This is a genomic window from Streptomyces sp. NPDC101237, from assembly GCF_044767465.1.
GTDB lineage: Bacteria > Actinomycetota > Actinomycetes > Streptomycetales > Streptomycetaceae > Streptomyces > Streptomyces gramineus.
The window spans coordinates 122453-133394 of sequence record NZ_JBIWNY010000024.1 but is presented as its reverse complement, the minus strand read 5'-3'; the positions used below and the strand labels follow the sequence as shown (position 1 = coordinate 133394).

The window sequence follows — 10942 nt, the reverse complement described above, 5'->3', positions numbered from 1 at the left end:
TTCATCGGCTTCGCCGAGCCGGTCGCCGAGCTGAGCGGTGAACTCAGGGCGCAGCACGACCTGCTGATGGCCAACTTCTTCGCCCAGACGCAGGCACTGGCCTTCGGCAAGACCGCCGAGGAGGTCCGCGCGGAGGGCGTCCCGGAGGAACTCGTCCCGCACAAGACGTTCCAGGGCAACCGGCCGACCACCACGATCCTGGCCCGGGAGCTGACCCCGTCGGTGCTCGGCCAGCTCGTCGCCCTCTACGAGCACAAGGTGTTCACGCAGGGCGCCGTCTGGAACATCGACTCCTTCGACCAGTGGGGCGTGGAACTCGGCAAGGTCCTCGCCAAGCGCGTCGAGCCCGCACTCACCGAGGGCGCGGACGTCCCCGGCCTCGACCCGTCCACCACCGCTCTCGTCTCCACGTACCGCACGCTTAGGAAGTGAATCTGACATGGCAGCCATGCAGTTGGGCCTCATCGGTCTCGGCAAGATGGGCGGCAACATGCGCGAGCGGCTCCGCCGCGCCGGCCACACCGTCATCGGGTACGACCGCAACCCGGACGTCTCCGACGTCAAGTCCCTGGAAGAGCTGGTCGAGAAGCTCGACGCGCCGCGCACGGTGTGGGTGATGGTCCCGGCCGGCACCGCCACCCAGTCCGTCATGGACGAGCTGAAGGACCTGCTGTCCGAGGGCGACACGGTGGTCGACGGCGGCAACTCCCGCTGGACCGACGACGAGAAGCACGCCGCCGAACTCGGCATCAAGGGCATCGGCTTCGTCGACGCCGGTGTCTCCGGCGGTGTGTGGGGCCTGCAGAACGGCTACGCCCTGATGGTCGGCGGCACCAAGGAGCACGTGGAGCGGCTGAAGCCCGTCTTCGACGCGCTCAAGCCCGAGGGCCCCTACGGCTACGTGCACGCCGGCAAGGTCGGCGCCGGGCACTTCTCCAAGATGGTCCACAACGGCATCGAGTACGCCATGATGCAGGCCTACGCCGAGGGCTGGGAGCTGCTGGAGAAGGTCAAGTCGGTGGACAACGTCCGCGAGGTCTTCCGCTCCTGGCAGGACGGCACCGTCATCCGGTCCTGGCTGCTCGACCTCGCGGTCAACGCCCTGGACGACGACGAGCACCTGGACAAGCTGAAGGGCTTCGCCCAGGACTCCGGCGAGGGCCGGTGGACCGTCGAGGCGGCCATCGACAACGCGGTGCCGCTGCCGGCGATCACCGCCTCCCTGTTCGCGCGGTTCGCGTCCCGCCAGGACGACTCCCCGCAGATGAAGATGATCGCGGCGCTGCGCAACCAGTTCGGCGGCCACGCGGTCGAGTCGAAGGAGTAGGGCGACGTGGGGGACCTTCTTCTGGTCCGCCACGGTGAGACGGAGTGGAGCGTGTCGGGACAGCACACCAGCTGGACCGACCTGCCCCTGACCGGACACGGCGAGGAACAGGCCAAGTCCCTCGCCCCGCTGCTCACCGGCCGGACCTACGCACTGGTGCTGGCCAGCCCGCTGGACCGCGCGATACGCACGGCCGAACTGGCCGGCCTGAGCGGGGTCGTCGCCGATCCCGACCTGCACGAATGGGACTACGGCGGCTACGAGGGCATCACCACGGCGGAGATCCACCGCTCCCGCCCCGACTGGTACCTGTGGACCGACGGCGTGCCCGCAGGTCCCGCCGGACATTCCGGCGAGTCGCCGGAGCAGATCGGAGCCCGCGCCGACCGGGTGCTCGCCAAGGTGGAGCGGGCGCTCGCCGACGGCGGCGGTGACGTGGTCCTGGTGGCCCACGCGCACTTCCTGCGCGTCCTGACGGCCCGCCGCCTGGGGCTGCCGCCGGCCGAGGGCCGGCTGTTCCAGCTGGCGACCGGAACGGTCAGCAGGCTGTCCATGGAACACGGATGGCCCGTGATCGCCGAGTGGAACAAACAGCCCTAGCCACCTGAAGGACGGCCCGCCGGTGACCACCGGCGGGCCGTCTCGGCACCGTCCGGCCCGGTGTCCGCCCGGCCCGGCGGGCCCACCGCCGTCAGTCCGCGGCGGCCTCGCGGATCAGCGGCTCGAACTCCCGGCGTACGTAGACGTCGAACGGCTCCGACAGCGCGCCGTCGATCACCCGCCGCACCCGGTTCTCGGCCGCGAACTCCTTGATCTCGGCGCGCGACCGGGGCCCCACACCGCCGCCGATGATCAGCACCCCGAACTCCCCGGTGCTCAGCAGTTTCAGGGCCTCGTCGTCGGTGCTCACCCCCTCCGCGTCGAATCCGTCGGCACGCAGCGTGGCCAGCACGGCCGTCACCCTGTCGGGCGTCCTTCCGAGCACCAGTGTCCTCATGGCCGTTCCCTCCCGTACTCCGTCGTCGGCACGATCGACTCTAGAACCTCAACCGGCCTTGAGATCAAGTGTTTCCCCCGCGACACCACGACGGCGATTTGGTCCCGCGCCGTTCACACCCCGGACATGAGCGATGACCTGCGGGGATGCCGTCCGGTGCGAGGCTGGGAGGGCGGCCGCCGCGCACGCCGTGCAGCGCACGCGCGCGCCGTCTCCCGGTCGGTCCGGCACCGTGTCCGACACCTTTGAGCAACGGCGGGGAAGAAATGAGCCCGAGCACAGCTGACCGTCCCGAACAGTCCGTCACCGAGGGCGGCGCCGAGACCGCGGCGGGGGCCAGGCCGCTGCTCGACGCCCCGCAGAACGCCGCGGCCGGCGTCGCGATGTGGATCTTCGTCGTCGGTCCGCTGCTCTGCCTGGTCGTCGCGGTGCCGCTGCTGTGGGGGCGGGGCCTGTCGGCGCTGGACGTCGGCATGGCCGTGGTCGCCTACCTGGTGTCGGGCTTCGGCCTCACCGTCGGCTACCACCGCCTCTTCACGCACCGCTCGTTCAGGGCGAAGCGGGGCCTGCGGATCGCCCTGGCCGTCGCGGGCTCGCTCGGCGTGGAGGGCTCGCCGGTGCAGTGGGTGGCCAACCACCGCCGCCACCACGCCTTCGCCGACCGCGAGGGCGACCCGCACTCGCCCTGGCGGTTCGGCACCGACACGCGCGCGCTGCTCAAGGGGCTGCTGTACGCGCACATCGGCTGGATGCTCAAGCGCGAGCTGAGCAACCGGGCCAGGTTCGCGCCCGACGTCGCCGCGGACCGTGATCTGCGGATCGTGGGGCGGCTGTTCGGGCCGCTGACCGCCGTCTCGCTGCTGGCCCCGGCGCTGGTCGGCGGGCTCGTCACCGGCACCTGGACGGGCGCGCTGACCGGGTTCTTCTGGGCCGGCGTGCTGCGGATGGCGCTGCTGCACCACGTGACCTGGTCGGTGAACTCGGTCTGCCACGTCGCGGGCAGGCGGCCCTTCGCCAGCCGGGACAAGGCCACCAACTTCTGGCCGCTCGCGCTGCTGTCCTTCGGCGAGAGCTGGCACAACTCGCACCACGCCGACCCCACGGGCGCGCGCCATGGTGTGCTGCCGGGCCAGCTCGACCCGTCGGCCCGCCTGATCCGGATCTTCGAGCAGCTGGGCTGGGCGCACGACGTCCGCTGGCCGAGCGCGGACCGGCTCGGCGCCCGTCTGCTGCCCGAACCGGGCACGGTTCAGCGGGAGTCCGCGGCCTGACCGCGGCGGCGGGGCCCGGCGGCGGGTTCGCCGCCGGGCCCCGTCCTGCCGGGAAGCGGCGCAGGACGGTGTCTCAGCCGGAGACCAGCAGGTCCGTCCACTCCTGCGCCACCCGCTCCAGCGAGAACCCTTCCCGTACCTGGTGGCGGGCGGCCTCGCCGGCCGACCGCCAGTCGTCCTGCTCGCCCAGCGCGGCGATCGACTCGGCCATCGCCCGCGGGGTGGCGTGGATCCAGCGCCGGTCGTAGATCTCGTCCGAGCCCGGCCAGGGCAGCAGCGCGGGTACCGCCCCGGAGGCCATGCCCTCGGCCGGGGCGAGGTGGAAGCTCTCGTCGTCGCTGGTGGACAGGACATGGCCGACGCGGCGCAGCCAGTTCGGCACGTCCGGGCCGAACTGGTCGAAGACGACGGCCCCTTCGAGCAGCGGCGAGGTCTGCATGCGGTGCAGGACCGCCTCGTAGTGGGCGCGTTCCTCGGGCTTGTTCCAGATCCACCAGTACTCCCACGGCGGCTTGGACTTGACCGAGAGGTGCCAGCGCCGGTCGTGGGCGCGCAGCGCCTCCAGGACGTCGAGACCGAGGTCGAGGCGCTTGCGGCTGGGCGCGATGCCGATCATGCCGAGGCGGTACCGGGCGCCGGGTGCCTTGGGGCGGTCGAGCTGGTGGACGTCGACCCAGTTGCCGATGGTGGTGATCTTCGAGGCGGGCCAGCCGGTGCGCTCGCGGGTGCTGCGGGCGTAGTAGGGGCTGACGCAGACCACCCGGTCGACGGCGTCGATGTCGACCTGCTGCGGGTAGCCGGCGTCGAGTTCGAAGCGGTGCAGGCGGACGACGAGTCTGCTGCCGCGCCGCTTGTGGCGGCTGTACCAGACGGCCGCGGGGCCGCACCACTCGACGACCACCACGTCCGCCCAGTCGGCGAGTTCACGGCTGGCGGCCGGGTCGTGCCGGGCGAGCGCGGGCCAGGCGTCCACGCGTACCTCGATGCCGGGCAGGGCGCGGAAGTGGTCGAGCAGCCGGGTGAGGAACTTCAGGTCGTGACCGGCGACGGCGAGCCGCAGCGGGCGGCCGCGGCCGGCCACGGCGGCGGGTGCGGCGGGGAAGGCGCCGTCGAGGTGGGCGCGCCAGCGGGCCACCGCGGCGTCCATGGTGTACTGCCGGGCCGCGGCCGCGCACCGGTCGGCCGCCAGCCGCCGGGCGCCGGTGTCGCGGACGACGACCGTGACCGCGTCCACGGCGTCCGCTAGGGCGGCGTCGCCGGGCACGAACAGCGGGTAGTCGGTGCCGAGCAGCGCCTCGTGCGCGGGCGTGCGGTTGAGCACGACGGGCAGGCCGAGGGAGCCGAACTCAAGCACTTTGGTGGAGAGTTCGAGGCTCGCGTCGAGGGAGGGGTCGCGCCAGCCGAGGCCGAGGTCGCAGTCGGCGGCGATCCGCATGGCCTCCTCGCGGGGCACGCCGCCGTGGTGGACGACCTCGGGAGTGGTGCGCAGCGCCTCGGCCATGGCGATGTCGAAGCCGGGGTGGGCGGCATCCTTGTGGATCTTGTCGCCGACGGCGTGGAGTTCGGCCCGGATGCCGCGTTCGGCGAGCCGTGCGGGCAGCAGGGTCATGGGCAGGGTGTTCCAGCGGGGCGCGAACTTGCCCGTGTAGACGAGGCGTACGGGATCGTGCGGCGCGTCGCGCTCCGGGACCGGGAAGCCGGGTTCGGGCACCGCGGGCGGGCAGAGCACGGCCCGGCCGCAGGCCTCCGGCACCCAGGACTCCAGGAAGCAGCGCAACTCCTCGGTCTGGCACAGGAGCTGCCGCGACGCCTCGGCGATGCGGGCCAGGTCGGCACGGTCCTGCTCGGTCATCTGGGCCGGGGACTGCGGGATGTCGGTGAGGTAGGCCCAGATGCGTCCGTGGAAGCGGCCGTCGCCGACGATCTGCTTCACCAGCCTGCGGCCGCGCAGCACCAGCAGGTCGCAGGGTTCCTCCGCGTCCAGGCGGGCGAGCAGCTGCGAGGCCTGGTGGGGGGACAGGGGGTGTGCGCCCTGGCCGGGGACGAGCTGTTCCTCGTACGGGCGGACCACGGTGACCCCGGGCAGGCCGGCCAGCGGGTCGGTCAGCCGACCGGTCTCCACCGGGGCCTTGAGGACGAGCCGGGTACGGCAGCCCGCGCGGGACAGCGCCTGCACCGTCGACTGGGCCCAGACGGCGGAGCCGTCGATGAGGTTGAGGTCCACGTCGCCGTAGACGAGCGCCCGGAGGGTGCGGGTCATGACGGTTCCTTTCCACGCACGGCGAACAGGCGGTGCCCGGCCCGCGACCAGGCGTCCGGCGGGGTGCCGGTGTCGAGCAGCGACCGGCGCGCCAGCAGCGGTCTCAGCGCCGGTACGAAGACGTAGTCGTCGGCGGCGGGGGTGTGGCCCACCGCGTCGGCGCCGGAGAACTCCTGGGCGCAGAGCAGGTCGAGCAGCAGGGTGTCGGGCCGGTCCTCGGTGAGGTCGGTCCAGTCGGCCACCCAGGGCGCGGTCGGCGGTCCGCCGTGCACGGTGACCGAGGCGGCCGTGAGTTCACCGAGGTCGAGGCCGCTCTGGTCGGCGACGACCACCTCGGCGGGCCGGTGCAGCTGGCAGAGTGTCTGGGCGACCAGCCGGGCGACGTCGGTGGCGTCCTTCGGTGCGGCCAGCACGGCGACCCGGCGCTCCGCGGTCGGGTCGGGTCCGCCGGTCAGCGCGGCGAGCCGGGCCAGCCGTACCCGGGTGCTGTCCAGCTGGAAGACGTCGCGGAGCCGGTCACGGCCGTCGGTGACCGGGTCCAGGCGGGAGAGCGCCGTACCGGTGTCTCCGTCGAGGACCGCGTCCCAGGGCAGTTGGGACAGACCCGGTGCGGACGACGCGGGGCCGTCGCGCCACAGCACCGCCGCGCGGCCCTGCCCTCTCGCCTGGGCGATCAGTTCGGCGAGGCGGCGGTCCAGGTCCGGGGCGTGGCCGGTGCCGGTGAGCGTCCAGGGGCCGGCCTCGCCGGTGCAGGCGCCGAGCTGGACGAGGAAGACGTCCGGGTCGGTGCGTTCGATCAGCGGCCGCCCGTCGTGCGGCAGCACCCGGCTGACCACGGCGTCGGCGGCGAAGTCGGCGGCGGTGCGGTCGGTCAGCACGCCGGTGATCACCAGCCGGTCGCGGGGTGCCACGGACAGGGCGCGGTGGGAGAGGTGGAAGCGGTCGTCGGTCACGGCCTCCGGTGCCGGGGCGGCGCTCACGGCCCGTACCGGCCTGCCCTTGGCCTTCCGCTGCCGCCACAGCCCGTACAGCTCGCCGGGCAGCCGGGCCGCGCCGCGCCCGGGCGAGCGGGCCGCCGACACCAGTGCCTTGCCGACCCGCAGCGAGGTGGACCCCTCCAGCATGGCGATCCGGGCCTCCAGGACGCCGGTCCTGGCCCGGGCCCCGCGCAGCGCGGAGGCCAGTTGGTCCTTGTCCCGCAGGGCGGCGGCGAGCCGTTCGGCGAGGCCGTCCTCGCGGACGGTCTCCAGGGCGCGGGCGGTCTCCTCGGCGGCCCGCTCCAGGTCGAGCAGGCGGGCCCGCTGGGACCGGGAGACGAAGTCGGCGAGCACGTACTCGTCGGCGATCCTGAGGGCCGTGGCGAAGCCGTCGGCCGGCAGCGGGCGGCCGAACCAGTCGTGCGGCGGCAGGAGTTCGTCGGTGCAGGCGAACACCGCGCCGGCGTGCAGGTGGGTGTAGCCGAGCGCGGCTGCGTGCAGCACCTGGCAGCGGCGGGCCACCAGGGCGTCCAGGAGCCGGTGGTAGGGCAGGTCGGTCCCCGGATGGCCGAAGACGATCAGGCCGCGGCCGCCCGGCCGCATCCGTGCCAGCGCGGCGAGACAGTCCGCCTCGTCGCCGTGCAGGGCCGGGTCGGGGCCGTAGCAGAGGAGCATCAGCTCGCCCTCGCCGACCGGCCGTTCCTCGCGGGTCAGGTCGACGCCCGGCGGAAGGTGCAGGTAGGGGTCGAGACGCAGGCCGCCGCTCGTGGCGTCCACGACCGAGGTCACGTCGTCCAGGTGCGGGTGGAGCAGATCGGTCAGGCGCATCAGCTGGTCCTCGTGAAGACGTGGAAGCCGACCCGGTTCTCGCGGAAGCCGTACGGCCGGAAGAGGGAGTGGCTCAGGCCCAGGGGTTCGAGTTCCCCGCGGTAGGCGGCGAGCGGCCGGTGCAGGATGTAGTCGCCGCGCGGTACCGGCTCGTCGATGTTCTCGTCGGTGACGATCAGCCGGCCGGTGATCCGGACGAGCGAGGCGAGGTTGCGCAGGCCCGCCGCCCACTCCTCGTCGTCCAGGACGTGGAAGAGGACGTCCATGCACAGCACCACGTCGTAGAGCCAGGGGCTGCGCCACTCGTCGAGGGCGGCGAAGGCGTAGCGGGGGCCGCCGCCCTCGGCGCGGGCCCGGCCGATGGCCTCCCCGCTGGTGTCGAAGGCGTCCACGTGGTGGCCGCAGCGGGCCAGGGCGCGGGCGAAGTGGCCCTTGCCGCAGCCGGCGTCGAGCACGAACAGCGGGGCCGCCGGGCTGGACAGGTCGCCGATCAGGGTGAGGAGCTGGCCGAGCCGTACCGCGTAGAAGATCTCGTTGCCGGGCCGGTCCAGGCCGATGTGGCCGCCGGAGGCCAGGTCGTCGCGTTCGCGGTGCCGGGTGTCCCAGTAGGTGCGGACGGTGTGGCCGGGCGTGCCGGGTCCGTCGGGGCGGGTACGGGTGGCGTCAGTCATGGCGCTCCAGCCACTCGGTGAGCACACGGGCGATGCGGGGTCCGGCCTTGCCGTCCCACAGCGGCGGTCCCTCGGGGTCGCAGGCCGGCGGTCCGTCCAGGATCTTGCGCAGCGCGGGCACCAGTTCGCCGTGGCTCACCAGGCGGTTGGTGCCGTGGCTGACGGTGACCGGGCGTTCGGTGGTGGTGCGCAGGGTCAGGCAGGGGACGCCCAGCACGGTGGTCTCCTCCTGGACGCCGCCGGAGTCGGTGACGACGGCGGCCGCGCCCCGGACCAGGCCCATGAACTCGACGTAGCCGAGCGGTTCGAGCAGATGGATGCCGGGCGCGTCGGCGAGGCCCGCGGCGCGCAGCGCCTCCCGGCCGCGCGGGTGCAGGGGGACGGCGAGGTCGAGGTGGCCGGCGGCCTCGGTCAGGGCGCGGGCGGCGGCCGCGGCGGCGTCGGGGTCGTCGACGTTGGCCGGGCGGTGCAGGGTGACCACGCCGTAGCGTTCGGGCAGCGCGTGGGCGGTGCGGGCGGCGGCCGGGTCGAAATGGTCCAGATGGGTGAGCAGGGTGTCGATCATCGGGTTGCCGACGAGGTGCACGCGGGCCGGGTCGGCGCCCTCGCGGGCGAGGTGGCCGACGGCCTCCGGGCTGGTCGCGAAGAGCAGTTCGGCGAGCTGGTCGACCAGGCGCCGGTTGACCTCCTCCGGCATCGCCATGTCGAAGCTGCGCAGGCCCGCCTCGACGTGGGCCACCGGGATGCCCAGCTTGGCGGCGGCCAGGGCCGCGGCCAGGGTGGAGTTCACGTCCCCGTAGACGACGACCAGCGCCGGGGCACGGGCCAGCAGCTCGCTCTCCAGCGCCACCAGCAGGTCGGCGGTCTGCCGGGCCTGGCTGCCGGAGCCGACGCCCAGATCGGTGTCCGGGGCGGGCAGGCCCAGCTCCCGGAAGAAGATGTGCGACATCCGTTCGTCGTAGTGCTGACCCGTGTGCACCAGGACCTGGTCGTGCCCGGCCGCGCGCAGGGCGGCGACGACGGGCGCGGCCTTCACGAAGTTCGGCCTGGTCCCTACGACATGGAGTACGCGGCCGTTCATGTCGTACGTTCTCCGCTCTGTCGGCCTACCGTGACGACATGGCCCGACTTCCGTTCCGTCCTGTGCCGCGCCGTGTCGTCTGGATCCCCCGTGCACTCAGCTTGGCCGCATCCGTCGCGTGGGGCGAGTTGCGGCACGACCCCGCGCGGGCCGCGCTGCTCGGGGTACGGCTGCTGCCGGGGCCGGCGCGGCGCGGGCTGCGGCCGGCCGAGCGGCGGCTCGCCGCCCGGGCCCGTGGCGCCGGTCCCGCCGCGGTGCCGTCGGCGGCCCGGGTCCGGGCGCCCGCCGGGCGTGCGGTGCGGCCGGAGCCGGGCCGGGTGCTCCATCTGGTGACAAACGGGCTGCCGTTCAAGCACGCCGGCTACACCGTGCGCACCCAGGCCCTCGCCGAGGCCCAGCGGGCCGCCGGTCTCGATCCGCACGTGGTGACCCGCGTCGGCTTCCCGGTGGCGCAGGGCGTGCTGGACGCCCGGCCGCTGCAGATCGTGAACGGGGTGCCGCAGCACCGGCTGCTGCCGCTGCACCTGCCGTACGGGCAGGGTCCGGCGCTGGCCCGCAACGCCGAGCTGGCCGGGCGGCTGGTGGAGCGGCTGCGGCCCGCGGTCCTGCACGCGGCGACCGACCACGGCAACGGACGGGTGGCGCTGGCCCTGCGGGAGACCTACGGGCTGCCGGTGGTGTACGAGGTGCGCGGGTTCCTGGAGGAGACCTGGCTGACCCAGGCGGCGGGCCGCACGCCGGACGACCCGACCTACCGGGCGCGGCGCGCGCTGGAGACGTACTGCATGCGCGGGGCGGACCTGGTGCTGACGCTGGGGACGGCCATGAAGGCCGAGATCGTGTCCCGCGGGGTGCCCGCGGAGCGCGTCCTGATCGTGCCCAACGCGGTGGACGACGCCTTCCTCGCGCCGCCGCCGGACGGCGCCGAACTGCGCGCCCGGCTCGGCATCGCCGCGGACGACTACGTGGTCGGCACCGTGAGCACCCTTACTCCACACGAGGGAATCGGCACATTGCTCCACGCGGGTGCCGAGCTGCGCCGCCGGGGGGTACCGCTGCGGCTGCTGATCGTCGGTGACGGACCCGAGCGCGGGGCGCTGGAGGCGCTGGCCGGACGGCTGGGTCTCGGCGCCGGCGTGGCGCTGTTCACGGGGCGGGTGCCGCACCGCCAAGTGCGCTCCTACCACGCGGTTCTCGACGTGTTCGCGGTGCCGCGCACCGACGAGCGGGTGTGCCGTCTGGTCACTCCGCTCAAGCCGGTCGAGGCGATGGCGAGCGGTCTTCCGGTGGCGGCCAGTGATCTCGCCGCCCTGCGCGAGCTGGTCGAACCCGAGGTCAGCGGACAGCTGATCGAGCCCGGATCTCCCCGCGCTTGGGCGGAAGCTCTCGAAGTATTGCTTTACAGTCGAAAACGGCGGCATGAATGGGGAGCATCCGCCCGCGCTCTGGTAGCGCGTGATCGCACCTGGAAGAGGGTCGCTGCCACGACCCGAGAGGCGTATCGCGCTCTTGGATGTGTCTGAGGCCCGC

The 10942-nt window shown here is 73.6% G+C and carries 9 protein-coding genes and 1 pseudogene; 5 read left to right on the top strand and 5 right to left on the bottom strand.

Going from position 1 to position 10942, the window contains the following annotated elements; genetic code table 11:
* From ACIRQ9_RS30815 to ACIRQ9_RS30805, 3 genes and pseudogenes are all read left to right on the top strand, one after another.
* A pseudogene (locus ACIRQ9_RS30815) lies at positions 1-432 on the top strand (glucose-6-phosphate isomerase); the annotation flags it as partial.
* A gap of 7 nt (positions 433-439) precedes the next feature.
* Positions 440-1327 carry a phosphogluconate dehydrogenase (NAD(+)-dependent, decarboxylating) gene (gene gnd, locus ACIRQ9_RS30810; protein ID WP_404180668.1) on the top strand — a complete coding sequence of 296 codons (888 nt, stop codon included), beginning with the start codon at positions 440-442 and terminating at the stop codon, positions 1325-1327.
* A gap of 6 nt (positions 1328-1333) precedes the next feature.
* Entirely contained in the window at positions 1334-1927 is a 594-nt protein-coding gene (locus ACIRQ9_RS30805) for a histidine phosphatase family protein (RefSeq protein WP_404180665.1), read from the top strand.
* A gap of 91 nt (positions 1928-2018) precedes the next feature.
* On the opposite strand, the gene ACIRQ9_RS30800 is transcribed toward ACIRQ9_RS30805, so the two are convergent.
* Positions 2019-2324 carry a hypothetical protein gene (locus ACIRQ9_RS30800; RefSeq protein ID WP_404180662.1) on the bottom strand — a complete coding sequence of 102 codons (306 nt, stop codon included), beginning with the start codon at positions 2322-2324 and terminating at the stop codon, positions 2019-2021.
* 266 nt (positions 2325-2590) lie between these two features.
* Between ACIRQ9_RS30800 and ACIRQ9_RS30795 the strand changes: the two genes are divergently transcribed.
* Positions 2591-3595, top strand: coding sequence for an acyl-CoA desaturase (locus tag ACIRQ9_RS30795; RefSeq protein WP_404180659.1), 1005 nt, complete (start codon positions 2591-2593; stop codon positions 3593-3595).
* 73 nt (positions 3596-3668) lie between these two features.
* Here ACIRQ9_RS30795 and ACIRQ9_RS30790 read toward each other — a convergent pair whose 3' ends face one another.
* From ACIRQ9_RS30790 to wecB, 4 genes are read right to left on the bottom strand one after another with little or no spacing between them, the layout of a single operon-like run.
* Positions 3669-5855: a glycosyltransferase gene (locus ACIRQ9_RS30790; protein ID WP_404180656.1), complete on the bottom strand. Its 2187-nt coding sequence runs from the start codon at positions 5853-5855 to the stop codon at positions 3669-3671.
* Entirely contained in the window at positions 5852-7660 is a 1809-nt protein-coding gene (locus ACIRQ9_RS30785; RefSeq protein WP_404180653.1) for a hypothetical protein, read from the bottom strand. Before ACIRQ9_RS30785 ends, ACIRQ9_RS30790 begins: the two co-directional genes overlap by 4 nt.
* Positions 7660-8331 carry a class I SAM-dependent methyltransferase gene (locus tag ACIRQ9_RS30780; protein ID WP_404180650.1) on the bottom strand — a complete coding sequence of 224 codons (672 nt, stop codon included), beginning with the start codon at positions 8329-8331 and terminating at the stop codon, positions 7660-7662. The genes ACIRQ9_RS30785 and ACIRQ9_RS30780 overlap by 1 nt, the downstream gene beginning before the upstream one ends.
* On the bottom strand, positions 8324-9412 hold the full coding sequence (wecB, locus tag ACIRQ9_RS30775; protein ID WP_404180647.1) for a non-hydrolyzing UDP-N-acetylglucosamine 2-epimerase: 1089 nt from the start codon (positions 9410-9412) through the stop codon (positions 8324-8326). The genes ACIRQ9_RS30780 and wecB overlap by 8 nt, the downstream gene beginning before the upstream one ends.
* A gap of 101 nt (positions 9413-9513) precedes the next feature.
* On the opposite strand from wecB, the gene ACIRQ9_RS30770 reads away from it, so the two are divergent.
* Positions 9514-10935, top strand: coding sequence for a glycosyltransferase (locus tag ACIRQ9_RS30770; RefSeq protein ID WP_404180645.1), 1422 nt, complete (start codon positions 9514-9516; stop codon positions 10933-10935).
* Positions 10936-10942: the final 7 nt, after the last annotated feature.

What these genes read in the sequence shown, in the direction of transcription:
- ACIRQ9_RS30790 (WP_404180656.1), bottom strand. Translation starts at nt 5,855, where the DNA reads ATGACCCGCACCCTCCGGGCGCTCGTCTACGGCGACGTGGACCTCAAC.
- ACIRQ9_RS30795 (WP_404180659.1), top strand. Translation starts at nt 2,591, where the DNA reads ATGAGCCCGAGCACAGCTGACCGTCCCGAACAGTCCGTCACCGAGGGC.
- wecB (WP_404180647.1), bottom strand. Translation starts at nt 9,412, where the DNA reads ATGAACGGCCGCGTACTCCATGTCGTAGGGACCAGGCCGAACTTCGTG.
- ACIRQ9_RS30785 (WP_404180653.1), bottom strand. Translation starts at nt 7,660, where the DNA reads ATGCGCCTGACCGATCTGCTCCACCCGCACCTGGACGACGTGACCTCG.
- ACIRQ9_RS30780 (WP_404180650.1), bottom strand. Translation starts at nt 8,331, where the DNA reads ATGACTGACGCCACCCGTACCCGCCCCGACGGACCCGGCACGCCCGGC.
- ACIRQ9_RS30800 (WP_404180662.1), bottom strand. Translation starts at nt 2,324, where the DNA reads ATGAGGACACTGGTGCTCGGAAGGACGCCCGACAGGGTGACGGCCGTG.
- gnd (WP_404180668.1), top strand. Translation starts at nt 440, where the DNA reads ATGGCAGCCATGCAGTTGGGCCTCATCGGTCTCGGCAAGATGGGCGGC.